The organism is Myxococcales bacterium, from assembly GCA_016712525.1.
Classification (GTDB): domain Bacteria; phylum Myxococcota_A; class Polyangia; order Polyangiales; family Polyangiaceae; genus JAAFHV01.
In genome coordinates, this window is record JADJQX010000001.1 from 548,814 (window position 1) to 569,703 (window position 20,890).

The following is a 20,890-nucleotide window of genomic DNA, read 5'->3' on the forward strand; positions in this document are numbered from 1 at the left end:
CAGCCCTCAGATCGCCCAGCCCATGCCGGCGACGAACGTGGGGAGCTCACGCTGACCGCCGGCGAGGGCCTGGACGGCCGGGAAAAACACGCCCGCCGTGAGCTGGAGGTCCATGGTCGGCCTCACCACGAGCTCGGGCGCGAGATAGCCCGCGAAGCCACCCGAGATGCCATCGCCGCGGCCGTCGGCCCCGGCGCCCTCGAGCTCGGCCCGCGCCGTCACGCCGAGGCGCACGGCGAATCGGGGTGCGGCTGGAACTGCCCTGTCGTCGAGAGCGAGAGCGTCGCGCCGCGGTGGGGTGCGGCGCGCACGGGAACGGGTACACGCACTCGGGGGGCGAAGGTGAGCGAGAAGCGCCCCGAGACGAGCCTCGAGGACACGATGACCTCGGGCACGACCGAGTTGCATCCCGGCTGGAGCATCGAGGGCAAGAATTCCCCACGATCGTCGCGCGCGACGGGGGCCGTGGGCAGGCCGAGCCCCGCCGTGAGCACGAACGCTCGGCCGCGACCCTGGTCGGGCTCGAAGCCGATGTCGGTCGACACGTGAAGGTCTCCAGGCACACCGCGCAGATCTCCCGCGGTGTCGGGCCCGGAGAGGGACCTCGCGAGCACGGGCATCGCGAGGCGGAGGCGGAGGGAGTCTTTGGGTGCAACATACACACTCCCCTCCGTCCGCCACTCGGAGAGCCGGGTCGTGTCGCCCAGCCGGAGGCCACCGCCGCGAACGTCGACCGCCGCTCCCATGGTGCCGCTCGCCGCGCGCTCGGCCTCTTTGGGCGCCATGGAGGCGTCCCCCGCGGCGCAGACGCCGCAGGCCGAGGAGGCTTTGGGGGTGAGCACGACGAGAGACACGAGGCACGCGGCCGAAGCCGCCGCGAAGAGGCGCATGCCCATTCGTGGAGGTAGGCCCCGACCGTTATGACCGGGGCGACCGATTCGTTCGATTTCCCGCGCTCAGGAGCGGGCGCGGGCGAAGGCCGGGCTCGGCTCGGTGCCCCGAGAGAGCACGAGCGCCGGGGTCATCGCGCGGCCGAAGAGCGCGCGCAGGCCCGCGAAGACCGCGACGCCGACGACGGGAGCACACGTGTAGAACACATGCATCGTGCGCGTGCCGTGCGCGAGATCGAAGGCGAGGGCCGTGCGGCTCGGGTGGCCGACCTCGTGGATGCCGAGCACGACGTACCCGAGGTACTCGACCGCCGCGAGCGCGACGAGGTACCCGAGCGCGGTCAGCCCGAGCGCCTTCGCGGGCGAGCCGAGGCGCGCCTCGAGCGACGAGAACACGAGACCTACCGCGACGAGCGCGAGGGTCCAAAGGAGGAACGCCCACCAGCAAATGCCCGGCGAGTTGAAGAAGGGGCGGCTGTACGAGTAGCCGTAGTTGCCCACCCACTCGAAGGCCACGGCGACCGCGCCGAGCGGGACGGCCGCGGCTCGGACGAGGCCCTCGCGCGAAGGGCCGCGGAGGCGCTCCCCACGACGGACGAGCGCGGTCGTGACCCAGGCGCCGGCCATGCCGACCAGGATGTCGGTGCCTTGGTCTTTCAAGGTCTCGGGGCGGAAGGCGTGGAACGCGACGTAGATGAAGGCGAGCTCGAGCAGCTCGTACGCGACGAGGAGGGAGACGAGCCACGTCCACGGGCGCCGCACGTGGAGGGCGCGGAGGACGAGCATCACCAAGAACCCCGAGTAGAGGTGCGCGAGCGACCACAGATCGAAGAAGAAGAACGGGCCCTCGAAGAGCTTCGTGTAGAGCCACCCCGTGTGCGACAAGATGCTATTGCCGGCTTCGTTCATGGCGATCTCCGTAGGGCGCGCCGCGCACGACCGAGGGCCGCGAAGGCCGAGGCGAGCGTGAGGGTGACGACCACGTGGGCCGCGAGCGCGTAGGCGAACCCGACCCCGAACAAGGTGAGCGTCGCCAGGATCATGAGCGCCGTGGCCACGCATAGGGCCCACGCGAAGGCGCGGAGGCGCGCGCTCCGACTCGGGGCTCTCGTCCCGGTCGCGCGAGAACGCCGTGGCGAAGAGGCCCACGAGCACGAGCACCGTGGCCAGCTCGAGCGCGACGTTCTTCTCGATGAAGGTGAAGGCCTTCGACTCGAAGTAGCGCGCGTGCAGCGCGAACACACGAACCTCGAGGAATTTCGGGCGAAAGCCGCGCGCGAGCACCGCGTACCCGAGGGCCGCCCCCGCCGCGGCGAGCGCGAGGCCCACGGGCCGCCCTTGGCTCGGCAGCCAGGGGAACACGGGAGGAGCTCCGGCGTCGCTCGCCATGGTCAGTTCTTCGAGAGGACGTAGGAGCTCATGGTGCTGCCGTCGTCGGCCACGGCCTCGACGTGCACGATCCCGAATTTGTGATTCGCGCGAATGACGATCTTCTTGATGCCGGGGATGCGCGAGTCTTGTTCGATGGTCATGGTCTTGATGTCGAAGAAGCCATAGGGGAAGTCGTCCTTATCGGACTTGGCCACGATCGTCCGCGTGATGACGGTGCCGTCGCTCTTCGAGATTTTGTAGGTGTCACCCACGTTGCCGGCGTACTTCACCACCGTGTGGGGTTTGCCGTCTTTGTTGAAGAAGTCTTGGACGCCCTCGGTCGTGACACGGAATTTCACCTCGGTGTCGATCGTGCCGTCGGGCTTTTTGGCGGAGCTCGGGATGAGCGCGGCGAACTTGGCGATACGCGGGTCCTTCGTCGGGTCGGCCGTGACCTTCGCCGTGACGAGGCCACCCTCGTTCTTGGTGATGGTCATGCGCGCGCCGATGTCGACGTTGTCGGCGCCGAGCTTCACCGTGCCGAGCGAGATGACGTTGCCCACCTGAGCCTGGGGCACGTTCGTGTCGCCCGCGAGGGTGTCGAGCGGGATGTCCTCCGTGGTGCTGCTCGAGCACGAGAGCCCCGCGAGGGTGACCATGACGACGAGCGAGCCTGCCGCGAGCCAACGTGACTTCATGACGTGGACCTCCTGGTTTCGCAGGTAGCAGGCCACGTGCCACGCGAAGCGACAGGGGTTTCCCCTGGCGCACCGCGTGGCGGGGTGCAGGGCGTGCGCGGGGCGCGCAAAACGAGCCAGGATTGGCTCGTTTGCGCGGCGCGTGTGGGGCGGCGCGGGCGGAGGCCTCTGGCCGGAGCTCGCGCCGCACCTTCGCGGGTGACGGGGTGGGGTGACGGGGGGGGGGCGGCGCGGGCGGAGGCCTCTGGCCGGAGCTCGCGGCGCACCTTCGCGGGTGACGGGGGGCCTCCCCCTGGCCGCTCGGAGGCTCCGCGCGCGGGGGTGGCGCGACGGGGCGCGGGGGCGCGGGGCCGAGAACGGCCTTTGGGGGAGGCGCGGGCGCGCAGGCCGAAGGCCGAGCACCCGCGGGTGGGGGCATCCCTGCTGCTGCTGCTGCTGCTGCTGCTGCTGCTCGGTTACACGCGGAGCTTGCGGGGGCGGTAGGCGGACGCGGCGTTCGCGGGGAGGGCCACGCCGTAGCCGCGGAGCTGGGTGGCGCGGGCGGCGACCACGGCTCCCTCGAGGAGGTTCAGCGCGATCTGCACGGTGGTGCGCTCGGCGGGGTCTTCGAGGAAGGTGCCCTTGACCCACGCGTTGAAGGCGCCCATCGCCGGGCCACACCAGATTTGGTAATCGCCTTTGCGGGTGGGCTCGCCCTCGATGGCCCAGCGGCTCGACTTACCCAAGTACCAGCGGAAGACGAGGGCCATCTTGTGCTTGGGATCGCTCTCGGCCATGACGACCTGCGAGGGATCGCGGTGCTCCCAGAAGGCGCGCGTCTCGGCCCAGACTTGGTCGATCGGGGCGCCGAGGAGGCGTTTTTCGACCTTGTCGCGGACGTCGCTCGGGAGAGACTCGAGGCTGTCGTACGAGCGGTAGATCTCGTAGAGACCATTCGCGCGATTGGGGAACATGGTGCCGCGCTTCAGCACTTGGAGCTTCACGCCGAGCTCGAACATGTCGGCCGCGGCGGCCATGGCCACGTCGGCGATTTGGGCCTCGGCCAGCATGGCCTTGCCGACGTCGGAGAGGCCGGCCTCGATGGCGCCCTGGTTGACGGTGCCCGTGACCACGTAGGCGGCGCCGAGCGCGAAGGCCGCGGCGACGGCGGTGGGGGTGCCGAGGCCACCGGCCGCGCCGATGCGGATCGTCTCGGTGTAGCCGTACTTCGCGGTGAGCTCGTCGCGGAGGCCTGCGATGAGCGGGAAGAGCGCGACCAAGGTCTGGTTGTCGGTGTGGCCGCCCGAGTCGCCTTCGACGGTGATGTCGCACGCGACGGGGATGCGCGCGGCGAGCTCGGCCTCGGCGTGGGTGAGGCGGCCTTGTTCGACGAGCTCGCGGAGCATCTCGGCGGGAGGCGGCGACATGAAGGGCGCGGCCACCTCGGGGCGCGATATCTTCGCGAAAACATGGTGCTTTCGGCGCACGTTGCCGTACTCGTCGAGCGTGAGGCCGGCGGCCGCGATGCGCACGACGGAGGGCTGGAGCGCCATGAAGGCCGACGCCGAGACGCGCTTCACGTTGCGGGCGACGAGCATGTCGGCGACGCGCTCTTCGAGGTCGGGCTCGGCCGGCGAGTGGATGAGGTTCACGCCCCACGCGGGGCCCTCGGTGCCGAGCTCCGCCTCGAGCTCGTCGAGGGCGCGCTCGACGCGCTCGTACGAGAGGCCCGCCGCGCCGAAGAACCCGAGCATGCCGGCGTGGGCCATCGCCACGACCATGGCCACGGTCGCGATGCCGTTCGCCATCTCGCCGGCGACGTACGGGAAGCGGACGCCGTGCGCCTCGTTGAACGAGCGGTCGCCGAGCCACTCGGGGTACGAGGGCGGCAGCGTGGCGAGGAGCGGGTAGTCGCCCTGGGCGAGCTCCGAGGCGGGCAGGATCTCTCCGCCCACCGCGAGGCCGACGCGGCTCGTGCTCGGGTCGAACACGACGTGGAGGGGCTCGCGGACGCGAGGCAGCGCGTGCACGAGCTCATCGGGAGAGAAGACGGGCAACGGACCGGGACGGTAGGTTCCGACGGCAGGGAGAGACATCGCGCCCCGGGTAGCACAGCTTGGGGGCGGGAGGTGTCAGGGAGACGTCAGGCGAGGCCGTTTTTCGCGGCGCGGCGTGCGCGAGGCGTGAGGCGGCTGCTATGCTCGGGCCATGGGACTTCGGCAGTGCGAGGGGTGCGAGCGACACGTGCGTGAAGGTGACACGGGGTGCCCGTTCTGCGGGGCAGAGGGCCGCGCGCTGGTGCCGGCGCCGCGCTCCACGGGGTCGCGTAAGGCGTGGGTCGGGGCGCAGGTGGCCGTGGCCGTCACGATCTCGGCCTGCTCGGTGTCGGCGGTGCCGGTGTATGGTGCACCCTTCGACCCGGACGATGTCTTCCCGGACGCTGGCCCGCGAGACTCGGGGAAAGACGTCGAGACCGACGGCCCGCTCGGCCCCGCGCCCTCGTGTTTCTCGAACCTCGGCGAGCGTGTGCGCGGCACCGAGCCCACGGCTCACCGCGGCGTGTGCACCCCGGAGGACGTGACCACCGCGGAGCGTGCGTGCGTGGCCGCCGCCCACACGGGCAGCGCCTGCACCGACTTTGCCGCCGCTCGCCCCGACTGCGCGCGTTGCATCTTCGGGCCTCCCGCGACCGAGGTGCCTGCGGCTTCGCCCATCGGGGCGCTCGTTCCTTCGGGCCCGACGACGGTCATGCCCAACTTGGGGGCGTGTGCGTCGCTCGTGCTCGGAAAACCCGAGTGCGCGGTGCCCATCACCAAGGCGAGCGCGTGCACGGCGGGGAGCTGCGCGGCGTGCGCCCCTCGCTCGAACGAGAAGGCCAACTGCGAGGCGTACGCGCAGCGCGCGTGTGTGGGCACGATCGAGTCGGCGTGCGAGAAGGCGCTGCTCGACGGATTCTCGAAGTGGGGGAGCACGTGCCAAGGCGCCAACGTGGGGGCGTCGTTCGCCAAGGTCGCTTGGTACCTCTGCGGCGACGCGCCGGCCGACGCGGGCGCGGCAGACGGCGGGGACGACTGACACGCCGGACGGGCGATGATTTGCCCGGGCGCGGCTGTTACGAATTCGGCTGCGGTAGGGCCGGGCGCGGGTATGGGCACGGGCGAGAGGATTCCGGCAGCCGCAGAGCCGGGCACGGGCGAGCGCATTTCGGCAGCAGCGGAGCCGGGCACGGGCACGGGCACGGGCACGGGCACGGGCACGGGCACGGGCACGGGCAAGAGCAAGCCGGGAACGGGCCGAGCAAGCCGGGAACGGGAGCGGACGAGAGCACTTCGGCTGCCGCAGGGCCGGGCACGGGCACGGGCACGGGCACGGGCACGGGCGAGCGCAAGCCGGGCACGGACGAGAGCAAGCGGGCACGGGCACGGGCACGGGCACGGGCGAGAGGAGAATCGAGCACCGGCGCTAACCTCGGGCGAGCCACGCTCCGGCGAGGGTGCCGAGCACGAAGGCCGCGAGGACCCATGGCACGACCGGGCGTGGGGGAGCGGCCCTGATGGGCGCCGATACGACCTTGAGGCGGGACGACTCGGCGTCGACGAGCACGACCCCGTCGACGTCGAAGGCGCACGAATACTCGAGGATTTGCCTGCGTGTCGCGGCCGTCTCGAGGCGCGGCGCGAACGCACCGGCCTTGGCCTCGGCCACGAAGCGGCGCCCTGCTTTCTCGACCACGAAATCGGCGCGCACGAGGAACGTCTCCTCGCCCCCGTCGACGTCGAGCGCGTAGCGCGCCGCGAGCTGCCGTTCGACGATGGTGTAGCCGTGAGCCTCGAGGAGACGCTCGGCCAGCGCCTCCCCGCGGGCGCCACGGGCTCGTGCGAACGCGACGCGCTTCGCGGGGAGGGCGCGGAGCCACCCGAGCCGCGCCGTCTGCACGAGGGCGAACGCGCCCGCACCGACCGCCACCACGGGGAGCCACGAGTCGAGCGAGGTCACCGCGCGATCGTCGGTGAACGGATGCTCCGGGCCAAGTTTTTGGGCGTGTGGGTCGGGGCGGCGGGGGCGATCGGAGAAAAACGACATCGTCGACGCAACGAGGTGGGGCGCGGCGCCGATAGAGCCGTTCATGAAGCTGACCTGGGTTACGGGCTTTCGCGCGGTCGGCGACACGAACGGCCTCGTGTGCGATTGAACGCTCCGTACTCCTTCGATGCGCACGCGGGCGTCCTCGTGCGCATCGTTCGAAGGGTCCTCGCCATGCCTCTCTCCTCACGCTCTCGGTTCTTCCTTGCCGCAATGCTCGTGCTCACGCTCCTCGCCTGGCCGCGGGCGGTGCTGCGACCGGGCATCAACGCGCTCCCCGCCTCCTTCGTCGTCGTCGCTGCGGCCGCGTTCGTCTCCATGGCCGTTCGAGCGGGCTATGCCTACGCCGGACGAGCGCCCATCGTACCAAGGGCAGTCGGCCTCGACCTGTGCCTCGCCCTGTCGTCGACCATCGCGCTATTCGGCAGTCTGGAGCGCCCCGTGAATGGGAGCGGCAATCGGCCCGCGAACGCTCTCTTTGGCCCACTCGCCGAGCTCTACGACCCTTGCGAACGCGGTGAGGGACGGCTCGTGCGGAGCGGTGTCGTTCCTCGGTTCGGCTACGTATGCGAGCAAGGGTACACGATTCGTATCTGCGCCTCCGCGGGCTGCTCCGGCGATCCTCCGCCGAACCTCGAGGGATCGCCATGACTCCCCACGAGATCCGCACGACGAGCCTCGTCTCGCTCGTACCCATCGTCTTCCTGGTCCGCCACACCACCGGCATCGTCGAGTCGAGCCCTCGCGGAGCGATGCTCACGGCGCTGATCGTCTTGGTGGGCAGCGCCCCCCTCCTTCATCGCCTCGTCGAGCGCTCCAGGGAGAGGGCGACGGCTCGACCCACCGACGATGGCCCGTATCGAACCGACCCTCTCCAGGAGGCCGCGCCACCCCCGTCGTCGTTCGCTCGCGGCGCCCTCGGTGACGCCCTCTGCGTGGTGCTCGCCCTCGCCGCGTGGGCGGAGCTTCGTTCCGCCGAGCCGCTTCAGCGCATTCCGATCCCCGATCCCTACGCTCAACGATGCGTCAGCACCCCGTGCTGATGGGGACATGAACAGCCGATGCTGCTCGCGCGCGTACCAACGTGAGGGAAGCGCGGGCGCGGCGGGGGTCGGCCGGATGGCGGATGGATCCCACCTCCCCTGGTGGGGACATTTTCGGTGCAGGGGGCGTGGCGCGCCGAGCGCCTCGCCTCGGCGCGATCCTCCGTAACGACGCCAGAGGCCCGAATTCCGCGGCGTCGCGACGATCGTGAGCGGTTGGTCGTTCGTGGCATGCGCGTTGCTGTTCGCGGGCCAGCCGCGGGGTGGCCGAAGGTCGGTCGATGGAAACCGCGAGCTCGCTCAGGAGCCCACCATGTCTACGAAGAAGCTCACCCTCACTTGCCCCACGCTGGGCGCCGTGTTCACGTTGCTCGCGCTCGCGGCATGCAGCAGCGGCCCGAACGACGAGGACGGGGCAGGCGTCGCCTCCGATGCGATCGTGGGGACGATCGCGGCCGACTCCCCCGCCCTCGACGCCGTGGGCCAGGTGTACGGGCCGAACGTGTTCGCGCCGGGGCAGCCTATGCTCCCCTACGGCTCCGCCACGCTCATCGCGCCGGACCGGCTCCTCGTGGCCATCGGGAGCCTCGCCCCGGGAGCCGAGTTTCGGGTCGGCCCCAATCCGGCCTCGCCCTCTCAGACGATCCCGATCGTTCGTTGGATCCGGATCGTCCAGTCGGACGTGGATACCGTCTCGTTGCGTGGTCTCCCCGGCCCGCAGGGCGCGATGGTGGCGTATCTCGCGCGCCCGGTGGTCGGGGTCACGCCGCTGCCCATCGGGGACCTGTCTCGCGCCGACATCGGGGCGCGTATCAGCGTCGTAGGCTATGGGAACGCGGGGGGCGCGCGGCAGCTCGGCCAAATGACTCTTCGGGCCATGCCCGGCGATTCGGCGCCACGCATCCTCTACCCCGACGTCGGCGCGTACGCCGCCGACCTGAAGGCCACGTGGATGGGCAGCTTCCCCCAGGAGACGATCCTCGAATACGCGAACCACGATTGGAACGCGCGGCTCGGCAGCGACGACGCGGTGATCGGCGGCGTCACCGGCGACACGGCCCCTCCCATCGGCACCGGGTACCTGGGCGCCGCCATGGTCCGACGGATCGGGGGGAGACCGCACTTGGTCGGGCTCGTATCGCAGCACTTCGGTATCGCAACATCGGAGAACGTGGTCATACCGCGTTGGGTATTTCGATTCGGCCCCGCGGCCAAGGAGCTCGTCGCCGCCTCGGCCGGGCCAGCATGCGAGGGTGTCACGAATTGGAGCAACGGGCGCGGATGTCTCTACACGGCCCCGACCGTGCTGAACGGTAGGACCACCGCCACGAACAGCGCGAACGGCATGAAGGGCACGATCTCGGGTACGTGCGTGCGCGGGCAGTGGACCGACATCGTGGACACCTGCGAGCCCGCGAAGAGCTGCCCTGGCGGCCGCTACGCGAGCCCGAAGGGCTGCTCCTACGCCTACCCCGAGACGCTCAGCGGGGTTTCTTTGCAGGTCAACAACGACGCCCCCGGCCGCACCGGCACGCTCTCGGGCACATGCATCGACGGAACCTGGCGCATGGACCCGTCGTTCGACGACACGTGCCGATAAGTGGGCGCGTCGACGGGATCGGAAGGGAGACGCCGCGGTCCCTGGCTGGATCGCGGCCAGAGCCCGAACCCGCACGACGCGCCGACTTGGGGGATCGTCGCGCAGGCGTTCGTCGAGGCCGATGACCATCGAAGGCGCCGGTGCGACGGGCGTACTCGTCTCGGCCGCTGCTCGAGAAGTCGGTGAAGCTCTCGGGGAGCCGTCGCGGTCATCGGCGCCCCGTAGCGCGGCCTACCAGCCACGCGCTGGCGACGGAGACCTTAACTTCAATCCAGCTCGTTTTCGTCATCGTGCGCCATGTCGAGCATCCGCGCTCTGGTCAAGTCGACGTGCTCTCCTCCCTGAACCCGAAGTATCCATCCCTCGACACTTGGGCGGCCCAATCTCCAGAACTTTGCGCACTTGCCAAGATACGAAACCACGAGCTCACGCATGGACGAGTCGAGGAGCTTCTGAGCCAGCTCGAAATCCGGACCGAATGACGACAATTGCGGAGAATCTCCGCAGTCGCCCGCCAGCAGCAACCTCCGGCCGGCCTCGGCGACGTCGCCCGCAGCCAAGGCCACTTCGCCGAGCAGAATGTTGCCCCAATGGAGACAGTTGGGTCTCTGCCACGCCTCCTCGTTGGCGTCCGCCCATTTCAGCGCGGCGGTAGCGGCGACGCGAATCGATGCGAGATCGGATGGCTCGAAGGAGACCCCCGCCGCGCGCAGTGCTATTGCAGCAAACTCTCGTTGCATCTTGGCTTTCGCTTCTCTGCGGGTACTGATTCGCGAGAGCAGCCCCCGCGAGCCCGAACTTCACGGCGTCCTCGGCCGCATCGGCTTACCTCGCGCCGCGCGCGCCATCAAGCTGAATCGAGCGCGTTCTCTTTCTCCGCAACCAACGCGGAAAGCTCGCTGTCGACCATCGCTACGAGGCGGCGTTCGGCGGCAAGTCCGAACCCTCGCCGAATGTAGCGTGGGATTCCGTAGTCGCCACATTCCTGCTCGTGCCAGGTCAATGACTCCCCTGAGCGCGAGAGGATGAGGCGAACCCCTGCTATCGCCAAAGCCAGGACCCGCAAGCTGTCGATGCCGCGTCCCTCCGAGCGAGCGGCCCTCGTACGGCCTCAGCTCCCCGAGCGCAGCGGCGTCGTTCGGGCCTCGCAAGCCGGCGACGCCGTATCCGTCCTTTGGGCGCGCCACCGTCCTACCCGACGCGTCGCAGACGAGAGGCGCAGTTCACTCTCCGTCCGAGAACTGCGACAGGCACGCCGACGGGGGCGTGTCCGGCACGGGACCGCCGGCGCGTAGACGAGGCGGGGGCGAGACCGCGCTCGTCGAGCCGGCAAGTATGCGGTCGTCGGGGAGTAGGCTTCCCGGCTTCACCCTGTCAAGGCTCTCGCCCAGGTCGTAGAGTGGGTGCATGCCGTGGCTTCGCCGCCTCGCTCTCCTCCCCGTCTTCGTCACCGCGCCCTCCGGGGCCGCGGCGGCTCTGCGACGCGCCGCTCCCGCTGGCTCGAACCCGGGCCTCCCCTGTGGGCCTACGCCGGTCAGGGCGCTTCACAACCCATGGGCGCTCCCGTGACGAACAGGCCGATGGACAGGTATCGAGACGCCATAGTGGCGGCTCTGGCCAAGATCGGGTTCAAGAAGCGCGCAGGCTATGCGTTCACGCTCGATCTCGCTCCCAACGTGCTCGGGTGGCTAGGCCTCAATCGAGCAACACGACACCATGGCCCGGGCGAAGTGGAGATCAACCCTATCATTGGCGTGCGCTTCCAGGACATCGAGCGACTGGTGGCGGAGTGTCGTGGCGAGAAGTTCCATGCCTACCAACCACCGACGATCGGCAGTCCACTCGGGTACCTCATGCCGGAGAACAAGTACATGGCATGGATGTTCGTTCCCGGCCGCTCGGAGGAGGTAGCTTCCGATATGGCCAATGCGATAGCCACCCACGGGGTTCCGTTCATGCGCTCGGCTGTCGACCTCGCCGACGTACGGCCACGACTCCAAGAGTGCTTTGGCGTTGCGGATCAGCTAGACTACAGGCGGCCGGCCGCCTCGCTGCTTGCGGGAGATGTAGAGCAGGCGCGCGCTTTGCTCGACAATTCGCTCGCGACTCTCGGAGCGCGGACCGACCTCGCCGCGGAAGACTTCAGGAGATTCGCGAAGTCGCTCCGCGGCAGGCTGCCGCCTCCGTGATAGCGCGTTTCATCGAAGCGGCCCACTGCGTCAGGATAGCTATCGGGCGCGCCGGCGTGGCGTTCGCCACCGGGGCGACCCGACGACGCTACCGGGTCGACCCACAGCGCGGACGATGTCTCCCCGGCAGACGTGCTTGCCGTCGTTCTCTCGCAAGCCACAGCCCACCGCGTCGGGCAGCGGCTCGGCCTGGGGCAAGGAGGCGCGGACGCGATTCCCCACTGAACTGGCTTACCTGACTCTAACGCGGAATCGGAAGGTATGTCCGGGTCTCGCCAAGGTCGCCCGCACACGCACGCTCGTCACCTAGGCCGCAGGCACGTTCACGCGCAGTATCGGCACAGCGGACCGGAGCACTTTCGGGGTATTGGGTGCACAGGGTACGAAAGAAGCGGCAGCCAGCCGCGTCATCGAGCCCCACGCAGGCATGTTCGGCGTAGGCGAACCCCGTCGAAGCCTCGCCGGCTTCGATCTTGACCTGCCCGTAGGCGGCGCATGCGAGCGCAATGCCGGCATCGCACTCCTCCTTGAGAATCGTGAGCGCTCGCACGGGATCGGGCGAGCACTTCCCCCCCTCGAGGTGGCAGACAGCCACCTTCACGCACGCCCAGGGCGATCCCCCCTTGCATCCTTTCTCCTCGAATGCCTGTGCCAAGCGTTCGTCGGGCTCTTCTAAGCCCCAACCTGCCCTAGCTTGTATTGCTCGTATCTCGCATGCGCCTCCGTTTCCGTTGTCGCAACGAAGCTGACATTCGGTGACGTCAACAACCGGACACGCCCAACAGACGGCCGATACGCCCACCATGTCTGGCGGACACTCGGCACCCTGCCGTCCCTTGCAGCTTGGGTGCAGAAGCCGGCCCGGCGCTCGCGCAACGCCGCGCTGGTCGACAGTAGCGGTACACCCAAGCAGACACGCTGACGAGATCAGAGCGACCAAAGTACGTTTCCGCCACATTTCAGTTTTCACCGTATTTGCGCGGGACTTCGAAACGGCAGAAGGGGAAGCAGGAAACGGCCGTGCGGTGGAAGCTTTCCTGGTAGGCGGCCTCGTCCTTCATGTGAGCCATCCACTCGTTGTAGCCATCCTCCAAGACCCTATCTCATCATCTTGTGCCGGCGGGCGCAACGCTTGTCGCCCCCTAAGGTTCGATCTTCCGCCCTTCCGACGGTTGGGTCATGCGAGCGCACAGCTCGGTTCGCCCCAGCTCGCATCCGCGGGCAAACACCTCCCTCGAGCAGCCCGTCCCGGCACTATCGGCGCTCAGGCAATGTCGCCCGAAGAGCGCACACGCGTCGGCATCCCCAAGCAAACACCCCCGTTCGGCGAGCCGCGTTGCCGCAATCGCGTCGTGGTTCTCCTCGAGCTCCACCGTTGCGTTTGCAAGACAGGCGCCGGGGTGCCCGCCCGTGCACAGGCGGTTTCGAATTTCACGGGCGCGGCGCCGATCCGCTCGACACGCCTTACCCGACGCCAAGCATCCTGCAAGCCCTTCGCACGAGTCGGACGAACCGAGCGAGCACCCGCGCTCGTATAGCAACTCCGCCTCTCCTTTTCGGGCGGCACCAAACCTGCCCGATTCGTAGAACAAGGCTGCCAATGAGCACGACTCGCCTTCCCCAGCCCTGCAGTGGGCCTCGCAGTCGGAGGGCGCTTCACATACCGCACAGCGCCCATCCACCTCGCGCATGGCTGAAGGGCATCCTCCGGCAGGCCGAGGCATGACGATAGCGGAGACCGACGCTTGCGCGGGGGTTTGAGTCCGAGCGCGGCCGCCCGAGTCGCTCGAGCAGCCCGTGTCGAGCAATGCGAGACAAAGGCTTCCGGAAGCTAGCCATCGTAGCGAGCGCATGCACCTAATAGCCATTCGCATTCGTTGTGCTCGCGACATTTTTCCAGCGCACTCCGTTGCGCATCACTTGAACTACTTTGCCGTCCGACACGCACACCACCACCCTCATGCTCTCAAGCTGATCTCCGCAGATGAGGCACTGCGTCTTGAACGCCGCTCTTCGTCTCCAGCATGAGCACCGGGAGGTGCCGCTCCGGAACGTAACCATAGACACGGTAGCTCACTGCGGCTTGGCAGACCACCTCTCCCGCGGATGCGGAGCTGCCCATCGTACATCCACTGCCGCTCGATGGTCCCGTTCACGCGGCGTGCGATCCGCAGGCCCTTCGCGGTCACCGTGGTCACGGTCGGCGCCGCGGGTGCCGGCGGCGTCACGTTCACCGTCGCCCCCGTCGGGCTGCCTTCACCGTCCCACGTGTAGGTCCGCGTCTCGGTTCCCACCGTGCGCGTCGCCACGTCTCCGTGCGCGTCGTACGTGTAGCTAACGTTGGAGATAATGGCGATGACCGATAGCCCCCCGAGGAGCACACAGAGGACAACCAGCGCAATCTTCCGAACAGCGATACCGAAAGTACCAGCGAGTCTCCCCACCCAAGCTGAAACCGCAAACGCCACGAGAGGCGGCCCCGCACAAACGAGCTCGGGCGGCACGAAGATCCCACCGACACGAACCGGGAACCGTTCCTCCAGGAGCAGCGCTGCGGCACCGAGGACAAGTGCGTGGACTGCGACCACCACAGACGTCGCGCCGAGCCCCCTGCCGACGAGGCTTCGCCTGTCGGTGGCGCCTGTTGCGTTAGTAGATTCCAAAGGGCATCCCGCAGCGCTCGTTGCACCTCCGAACGATGTCTGACAAAGCGGCCGTGCAGCTCTTGGTGCCCAACTTCGTTGCCCTCATCACCGCTGGCATGAATGGGCCCTTCTGCTACCGGATCGGCACGATGTCTCCCCGGCAGACGTGCTTGCCGTCGTTCTCTCGCAGTCCGCAGCCCATGGCCTCTTGCCATTCGCTGAAGCGCTCGGTCGTGGACCAGGGGCGGTCGCCGACGCACATCACCGTGTGGTCCGACCTGCGGATCGCGCACGTGGTCGATCCGGCGCTCCAGGAGCCCGCGAGCCGAAGGGCTTCGTCCGCGAATGGCTGCCGAGGTGGAGCCGAGGGCGCGTAGAGCGAGGCGCACACCACGCGGTGGTCCGAGCGCCTGACTCCACACAAATAGGCCCCGAACTGTGTGCCTTCAGGCTCGAGCATGAGGTCCTCGACCGCGTCGGGCAGCGGCTCGGCCAGGGGCGGGGTGGCGCCGAAGGCTCCCCAGCATTGCGCCTTTCCGTCGACTCGACGAATTCCGCACGCCACGTGCGGATAGGCGAGCGTGACGAGGGACGAGAAGCCCACGGACGGGGTCGTGGGGCGTAGCGCCTCGGTCCAGCATATGGGGAACCCGTCGCTCGCTCGCAGCGCGCAGTCGAGGGTCGTCGAGGCGTATGTCCCTGCCGGGAGCGTCGGGAGCGGCTCGCCGCCGAATCCCAGGGGACGGAGGCCCCCCGTCGCGCTCAAGGTGATAATTCGCTCTCCGTCGCCCGCGATGTTCCGGTAGCTCTCCGCCGTAACCTCCAAGGTGGCGGGCAGGATGCCGCTCGACCGGCAATCGATTCGCCCATCCGACTTGCGAATGCCGCACATGTTCGCGGCATGGCCCACGGTCGACGTGTAGGTCTCGTCGGGTGGAACGCGTTGAAATGGCGCCCCCCAACATCGCAGGCGATCGACGGCGTCGAGCGCGCACCCCTGCCACCGCGGCGCGCCGACGAGGCCGTGGTACGCCTCCCCCGCACGCGTCAATGGCCCGTATTCCGCGCTCCACACGGCGCCGTCGGCGGCCCGCACCCCCCAGAGATCGTTGCGCATCGGCCGTATCTCACGCATCGGGGAAGCGAAGAGGGCCGGTGCGGCCGAGAGCGCGCCGTCGCATTGAAATGGGCCGGGCAGAGCTCGCCAGGCACAAGCTTGCTCGGGGAAGTCGCTGTCGAACGCGAGCCCGGTAAACGGCCCCATCGACGTGAACAGCCCCGGATGCTGCCCTCGCGGCCAGAAGCAGTCGAGCTCGCCGTCCCGAGCGCGTATGGCACAAACGGTCGCCGGACCGGCGTCGATACTCGTATACGCTTCAGCGCTGTTCGGAAGGCCGTTCGTGAATATGTTGGTGCCCGTCGGAGTTGCACAGACGATTCGCCGGTCGCTCTCGCGCAAACCGCACACGAACTGCATGCCTACGGCCAAGCTGCTCACTGCGACATCGAGGCCCGTGTACGATTGACCGAAGGCCCAGCAGTCTACCGTGTGATCGGCTTCCCTGCGCGCACAGACCAAGTCCGTGCTCTCCATGTCGATCTGATCGTACTTCAACGGGTACCGATGTACCGTCCCGGATATCCAGCACCAGGCATACCCTTCATGGTCGATTCCGCAGACCTTGTTGTTTCCCGCCGCGAGCTGCTTCCATCGCGTTCCAGACGCGGGCGCCGACGTGGACACCGCGGGCTCGACCCACTCCGAGTCCGTCCGCGCCCGGTAGTGCCGCACGGCCGAGGGTGCCGCGCGGTCGTACCATGCGAGGCCCGTCACGCCTGGGACGTCGCTGAAGGTCGTCGGCGTCGTGTCCGCCGAGCGCTGCCACTGGAGGTGGACCTCGTTCGCGATCCCGACGCCTCGCACTCCCGTCACGGGGGCGGACTCGGCGCCGCGCAGGTCCCTGGCGAGGGGACGCACACGGTACGCGCGCGCGGCGGGCGCCGTGACGAGCCTCGGCTGCGCCGGGAGGCCCACCTTCACGGCCGACGCGAACGGCTCTCCCGCCGCGGTGGCGGCCTCGAGCTCGAACGTCGCCCTCGGCGCGTCCCGGTCCAGCCACTCGCGCTCTCCCGGCCCGACCGTGAGCACCTTTCCGTCGTCGCGCGAGATCTCGAAGCCCGTCACTGCTCCCGTTCGGCTGCCGCGCTTTCCCTCGGAGGCGCTCGCCTGGCGCTCGCCGTACACCGCGACCACCATGTAGACGTGGCTCGCCACGACGGCACCCTCGCCCATCGCGAGCCACGTCACCTTGATGCCGGCCCGCTCCGTCCCCTGGGTCGCCTCCACGCTCGGCGCGAGCAACGTGGCCGCCCGCGCGGTCCGGTCCTCGAATTTTCGCACGTCGGCGCCTACGCGCGCGAGCTCCACGCCATCACGCAGGACGCGGTACCCCGTCACCGCCGCGCTCGGCTCCTCCCACGTCACGCGCACCATGTCGGCGAGGTCGTTGCTCGCCGACAACACGGCGACCGCGCGATCCTCCACGGGAGCCACCGCCCCATCCGCCCCCGCGTCCTCCACGGGAGCGACGGTGACCTCGCCTCCGCACGCGAGGAGGAGGAGGCAGTACAGCGGAAGGCGAGCGAGGCCGAGATCGAAGCGAATCAGGTTCATGAGGGTGTTCCGATCCAGGCAAGGTCAGCTTTCATATTGCGTCCGAATCGGCACATCGTCATATCTTGACTGAGCTCGGAAGCATCTCGCCAATGTCGGCCAGACATTCTCCCTTACGGAAGCACCGGCGGCGGTGCCGCTGACGCCTCACCAGGAATTCGAGTACCTCCGCAACTCGCTTCGTGGCCGTACTGACATGCTCGCGCGGCCGCGGACTCGACACAGCGAGGAGGAGCATGGGCCGGGTCTTGTACACATAGCCGCGCGAGCGAGGTGCAACCGTAGCGATCCGTACATCCGCGTTCCGCCCAGGCGAAGGCAGCCTTCGCTTCGCCAGCGCGCAACAGAATCGTCGCGACACCTACACAGGCCGACGAGAGACCTTTAGCGCAAATATCTTCGAGCATGGTGCGCGCTCGCAGCTCGTCTTTCGGGTAGCCGTCGCCTCTATATATCGCGTCGGCCACGGCTTCGCACGCCATCAATGAGCCCCCATCACACCCTTTCCTATAGTATCGCGCGGCAGTGGCCAGGTCAGGATCACTATCGACGCCTATCGCCGTCGAGAACGCGTAGAGCGCGCAGGCATCTGCGTCTCCCGAATTGCACTTTGCCAGGCACGTCGCGCGAGGAACAATCGGACAGACCGTGCACATCCTGCTGTGCTGGACCATCTCCGCCGGACACTCGCTAGGAAGACGCTCCATCATGGCGTTTCGCGGCCTCATGGGCGCGACGACCTGAACGTGCTGTTCAGGTCCGCCAGAACATGCCCCGAGAGAGGCGAAGGTCACCATGGCCACAGTCCGAAAATGCATCAGACACCATTCCATCCGAGATACCAAATCTCTCGACTCTTGTGAGCAGGTCGTTCGCGGTCGCTTTAGCCGCCTTCATTTCGGATTTGTCGACTTCACCTACAAGGCAGGCCTCAGCTCGCTGGATGCATTTGACAACAGGCGACGCCTGCTGGCTAGTGACAGACTATCGCAGGAGTGCAAGTCGGGAAACAACTTGCTGCAATCGAGTCAAAGACGAGGCGACAGGTGTCTTCGGGCGGCACCCGGCCTCTGTCGCTATAGGACTGAAGACAACTGTGATATGCCCTCTCTACGCGTTTGTTGCACCCTTGGATACAGTTGTAGACTTGACCTCGGCAGTACTCCGGGGTGCCGGGCATGTACATTTTGCAGATGCCACCGACCGGCTGTTCCCCAGCGCTCCCCTGCGGCGTAGGTAGAGATGCCGGAGGCGCTCCTGCGAGGCCCGTCAGGTCGACCGAGTTCACCGGATCTCCCCCCGCATACTCATAAAAATTCTCCCCGCCCCCAAACCGCGCCTCGTCCTTGCTCAACCACCGCCCCGTCCGCGCGTCGTACTCCCTCGCCCCGAACCTCACGAGCTTCGTGGCGTCGTCGTGGATGCCTCCGGCGAAGCCGAAGGGCACCCTCGCGAAGCCGGAGGCTACGCTGTCGAGCTCCAGCTCGCCCCAGGGGCCGTGGCGCATCACCTGCACCGCTTTGCCATCGGATACGCGTACCACTGCCCTCATGCTCCCCAGGTGATCTCCGTAGATACGGTATTGCGTTTGGACGCCGTTCTTCGTCTCCAGCATGAGCACCGGGAGGTGCCGCTCCGGTACGTACCCATAGACACGGTAGCTCACCTGGGCTTGGTAGACCACCTCTCCCACGATGCGGAGCTGCCCGTGGTACATCCATTGCCGCTCCACCGTCCCGTTCACGCGGCGGGCGACGCGCCGGCCCTTCGCGTCCACGTCGTAGGTCACCGTGGTCACCGTTGGCGCCGCGGGGGCCGGCGGCGTCACCGTCACCGTCGACCCCATCAGGCTGCCTTCACCGTCCCACGTGTAGGTCTGCGTCTCGGTTCCCACCGTGCGCGTCGCCACGTTTCCGTGCGCGTCGTACGTGTACCCCGTGTAGTCCGGTTGCCCGACGTCGCCCACTTGCGTCGCACGGTCTTGGTCGTCGACGGCCGTCGCGTTTCGATTGCCTCGCAGATCGTACGTGTAGTCGATGGGGCTCGAGCCTGTTGGCGTGGCCGTCACGAGTCGGCCCGCCGCGTCGTACGCGTACGTCCACGTCTTGTTCGACATCGGGGCCATCGGCGTGACCACCGGGAAGGCGTACGCCTCGACCTTCGTCGCCACTCGGCCCGCGGCGTCGTACGTCAGGCCGATTTGGCCCATGCCGGCGCCGCCCCACTTCGCGCGCATCTCGAGCGGCGCGCCGAACCCGTCGTAGGACATCTCCTCGCGGAGCACGTTCGGGGTCCCGATGTCCGCCGCCATCAAGAGGCCGCCCCCAAGAGCTCGTCCTGGTCGCCTCGAAGGCGTAGGTCCCGTCGGGCGCGGTGGACGTGACCTGCTTCACCGTCAGCGCTTCGAGGCGCTGCGGCTTCTCTGCCGTCGGGCCGCGCGAGAGCTCCCACACCTTCGCCCGCCCCTGCGCCGTGCGGTGCACCACCGTGCGCGTCCCGTCGGCGAACGAGCTCACGAGAGTCTGCCCTCCCTCGGGAGGGCTGTCCGGCCCGCGGTCGCGAACGAGCCTGCCCTGCGCGTCGTACACGAAGTCGTGCGCCTTGCCGCGCCGGTCCACGTAGTGCGTGAGCAGGCCGCCTTCGTCGTGGGTGAGGTCGATGACGGCCGCATCGGGGCCGGTCACCGTGTCGAGGTACCCGTCCGCGAGGGCGAGCGTCGTCACCTTCCCATCCGGAGCTTGGATCGTGACGGTGTTGCCGGCCCTGGAGATCGTGGTCGTGCGCCCCAGCTATCGCCAGCGTCACGTCAGGGCCTGCAACTGTCGATGCCGCCCCCTCCGAGCGAACGAGCAGCGCAAGCCCCTGAATATCGAACGTGCATCTTCAATCATCTTCGGAAACGACGCAGGGTACATGGATGCTTTTCGGCTTCGACCTTGCCATCGAGACGGCCCGGCAATCTCTGCGCTGCCGCGCCCTCGTGCGCCCGGTCAGCGTCCCGGAAGGCCCGTGCCCAGATCGTCGCTCATGGCACCTTGATCCCCTTGCGACGGAGGATCACCCGAACTTCCTTCACGAGATCCGGGTCGCTAGCGAGCTCCAGGAGCGCAGCGCTGGCCCGAGGGTCTCTTGACCGGGAGATTTTTCGTAGCAGCATAATGCGACTTGGCCCGAGCGTCCTGTCGCGCGCTAGGGAGATCACCTCACCGATCTTGTCCTTGTTCGCCACGACCGAAATCGCGTCAGAGATCCGGTCCTTTATGTATCCTTCCTTCTCCTCCTTGTAGAGTCGGACGAGCAGATCCCAATGCGCAAGCGTTGCGGGAACTGCTACGGCAAGTGCGATCCCTTCTCGAACCTTTTCCGGATAGGGACAAGGAAGATGCTTTAGCAGAACGGGGACCGCCTCAGGGTACGACGTTCGCCCGTGGAGATCCCACACATCGTCTACCTGATAGCCCGCGGCCTCGAGGTCACGATACAACGCCGCCGCCGCGAGACGTTCCTCGACGTCGCGCCGGCGCCACTCCTCCCTTTGCTTTCGTTGATGCTCGAGAATCTCGTCGTATTTCCCGGTTTCCCGGAGGTGTTGTTCAAACTCTATCGCGGTCCTTCCGCCACGTCGTGTCTTCGAGCTTGCCATCGAAATCTTCCTTTCATGCGCACGCTACCCTAGCGCGGGCACGCCTGCAACAGTCACCTCAGACCGGGGGCCAAA

At 68.0% G+C, this 20,890-nt stretch carries 16 protein-coding genes; 5 read left to right on the forward strand and 11 right to left on the reverse strand.

Going from position 1 to position 20,890, the window contains the following annotated elements; genetic code table 11:
* Window positions 1-6: 6 nt before the first annotated feature.
* From IPK71_02350 to IPK71_02370, 5 genes are all read right to left on the reverse strand, one after another.
* Window positions 7-234 carry a hypothetical protein gene (locus IPK71_02350; GenBank protein MBK8212565.1) on the reverse strand — a complete coding sequence of 76 codons (228 nt, stop codon included), beginning with the start codon at window positions 232-234 and terminating at the stop codon, window positions 7-9.
* Window positions 219-890 (reverse strand): hypothetical protein, encoded by a 672-nt coding sequence (locus tag IPK71_02355; GenBank protein MBK8212566.1) that lies wholly within the window; start codon window positions 888-890, stop codon window positions 219-221. Before IPK71_02355 ends, IPK71_02350 begins: the two co-directional genes overlap by 16 nt.
* Before the next feature lie 66 nt (window positions 891-956).
* Window positions 957-2,279, reverse strand: coding sequence for a hypothetical protein (locus IPK71_02360; GenBank protein ID MBK8212567.1), 1,323 nt, complete (start codon window positions 2,277-2,279; stop codon window positions 957-959).
* A gap of 2 nt (window positions 2,280-2,281) precedes the next feature.
* Window positions 2,282-2,959, reverse strand: a complete 678-nt coding sequence (locus IPK71_02365; GenBank protein ID MBK8212568.1) for a hypothetical protein — start codon at window positions 2,957-2,959, stop codon at window positions 2,282-2,284.
* 455 nt (window positions 2,960-3,414) lie between these two features.
* A complete protein-coding gene (locus tag IPK71_02370; GenBank protein MBK8212569.1) occupies window positions 3,415-5,034 on the reverse strand; it encodes a PfaD family polyunsaturated fatty acid/polyketide biosynthesis protein in 1,620 nt (539 codons plus the stop codon).
* A 112-nt stretch (window positions 5,035-5,146) separates the two neighbouring features.
* Here IPK71_02370 and IPK71_02375 point away from each other — a divergent pair, with 112 nt between their 5' ends.
* Window positions 5,147-6,013: a hypothetical protein gene (locus tag IPK71_02375; protein ID MBK8212570.1), complete on the forward strand. Its 867-nt coding sequence runs from the start codon at window positions 5,147-5,149 to the stop codon at window positions 6,011-6,013.
* Between the two features lie 387 nt (window positions 6,014-6,400).
* Here the strand turns inward: IPK71_02375 and IPK71_02380 are convergent, their stop codons facing one another.
* Complete coding sequence (locus IPK71_02380; protein ID MBK8212571.1) at window positions 6,401-6,934, reverse strand: hypothetical protein; 534 nt, start codon at window positions 6,932-6,934, stop codon at window positions 6,401-6,403.
* Between the two features lie 261 nt (window positions 6,935-7,195).
* On the opposite strand from IPK71_02380, the gene IPK71_02385 reads away from it, so the two are divergent.
* From IPK71_02385 to IPK71_02395, 3 genes are all read left to right on the forward strand, one after another.
* A complete protein-coding gene (locus IPK71_02385) occupies window positions 7,196-7,672 on the forward strand; it encodes a hypothetical protein (protein MBK8212572.1) in 477 nt (158 codons plus the stop codon).
* A complete protein-coding gene (locus tag IPK71_02390) occupies window positions 7,669-8,064 on the forward strand; it encodes a hypothetical protein (GenBank protein MBK8212573.1) in 396 nt (131 codons plus the stop codon). The genes IPK71_02385 and IPK71_02390 overlap by 4 nt, the downstream gene beginning before the upstream one ends.
* 313 nt (window positions 8,065-8,377) lie before the next feature.
* Window positions 8,378-9,664 carry a hypothetical protein gene (locus tag IPK71_02395; GenBank protein MBK8212574.1) on the forward strand — a complete coding sequence of 429 codons (1,287 nt, stop codon included), beginning with the start codon at window positions 8,378-8,380 and terminating at the stop codon, window positions 9,662-9,664.
* Window positions 9,665-9,930: 266 nt separating this feature from the next.
* Here IPK71_02395 and IPK71_02400 read toward each other — a convergent pair whose 3' ends face one another.
* Complete coding sequence (locus IPK71_02400) at window positions 9,931-10,404, reverse strand: hypothetical protein (GenBank protein ID MBK8212575.1); 474 nt, start codon at window positions 10,402-10,404, stop codon at window positions 9,931-9,933.
* A gap of 825 nt (window positions 10,405-11,229) precedes the next feature.
* Between IPK71_02400 and IPK71_02405 the strand changes: the two genes are divergently transcribed.
* On the forward strand, window positions 11,230-11,853 hold the full coding sequence (locus tag IPK71_02405; GenBank protein ID MBK8212576.1) for a hypothetical protein: 624 nt from the start codon (window positions 11,230-11,232) through the stop codon (window positions 11,851-11,853).
* 1,966 nt (window positions 11,854-13,819) lie between these two features.
* Here the strand turns inward: IPK71_02405 and IPK71_02410 are convergent.
* From IPK71_02410 to IPK71_02425, 4 genes are all read right to left on the reverse strand, one after another.
* Window positions 13,820-13,975: a hypothetical protein gene (locus tag IPK71_02410; GenBank protein MBK8212577.1), complete on the reverse strand. Its 156-nt coding sequence runs from the start codon at window positions 13,973-13,975 to the stop codon at window positions 13,820-13,822.
* Window positions 13,976-14,631: 656 nt separating this feature from the next.
* Window positions 14,632-17,172, reverse strand: a complete 2,541-nt coding sequence (locus tag IPK71_02415) for a hypothetical protein (protein MBK8212578.1) — start codon at window positions 17,170-17,172, stop codon at window positions 14,632-14,634.
* Between the two features lie 973 nt (window positions 17,173-18,145).
* Entirely contained in the window at window positions 18,146-19,240 is a 1,095-nt protein-coding gene (locus tag IPK71_02420) for an RHS repeat-associated core domain-containing protein (GenBank protein MBK8212579.1), read from the reverse strand.
* A gap of 957 nt (window positions 19,241-20,197) precedes the next feature.
* Window positions 20,198-20,815, reverse strand: a complete 618-nt coding sequence (locus tag IPK71_02425) for a hypothetical protein (GenBank protein ID MBK8212580.1) — start codon at window positions 20,813-20,815, stop codon at window positions 20,198-20,200.
* Between the last annotated feature and the right edge of the window lie 75 nt (window positions 20,816-20,890).

What these genes read in the sequence shown, in the direction of transcription:
- IPK71_02355 (MBK8212566.1), bottom strand. Translation starts at nt 890, where the DNA reads ATGCGCCTCTTCGCGGCGGCTTCGGCCGCGTGCCTCGTGTCTCTCGTC.
- IPK71_02360 (MBK8212567.1), bottom strand. Translation starts at nt 2,279, where the DNA reads ATGGCGAGCGACGCCGGAGCTCCTCCCGTGTTCCCCTGGCTGCCGAGC.
- IPK71_02365 (MBK8212568.1), bottom strand. Translation starts at nt 2,959, where the DNA reads ATGAAGTCACGTTGGCTCGCGGCAGGCTCGCTCGTCGTCATGGTCACC.
- IPK71_02370 (MBK8212569.1), bottom strand. Translation starts at nt 5,034, where the DNA reads ATGTCTCTCCCTGCCGTCGGAACCTACCGTCCCGGTCCGTTGCCCGTC.
- IPK71_02375 (MBK8212570.1), top strand. Translation starts at nt 5,147, where the DNA reads ATGGGACTTCGGCAGTGCGAGGGGTGCGAGCGACACGTGCGTGAAGGT.
- IPK71_02385 (MBK8212572.1), top strand. Translation starts at nt 7,196, where the DNA reads ATGCCTCTCTCCTCACGCTCTCGGTTCTTCCTTGCCGCAATGCTCGTG.
- IPK71_02390 (MBK8212573.1), top strand. Translation starts at nt 7,669, where the DNA reads ATGACTCCCCACGAGATCCGCACGACGAGCCTCGTCTCGCTCGTACCC.
- IPK71_02395 (MBK8212574.1), top strand. Translation starts at nt 8,378, where the DNA reads ATGTCTACGAAGAAGCTCACCCTCACTTGCCCCACGCTGGGCGCCGTG.
- IPK71_02400 (MBK8212575.1), bottom strand. Translation starts at nt 10,404, where the DNA reads ATGCAACGAGAGTTTGCTGCAATAGCACTGCGCGCGGCGGGGGTCTCC.
- IPK71_02410 (MBK8212577.1), bottom strand. Translation starts at nt 13,975, where the DNA reads ATGGGCAGCTCCGCATCCGCGGGAGAGGTGGTCTGCCAAGCCGCAGTG.
- IPK71_02415 (MBK8212578.1), bottom strand. Translation starts at nt 17,172, where the DNA reads ATGAACCTGATTCGCTTCGATCTCGGCCTCGCTCGCCTTCCGCTGTAC.
- IPK71_02425 (MBK8212580.1), bottom strand. Translation starts at nt 20,815, where the DNA reads ATGGCAAGCTCGAAGACACGACGTGGCGGAAGGACCGCGATAGAGTTT.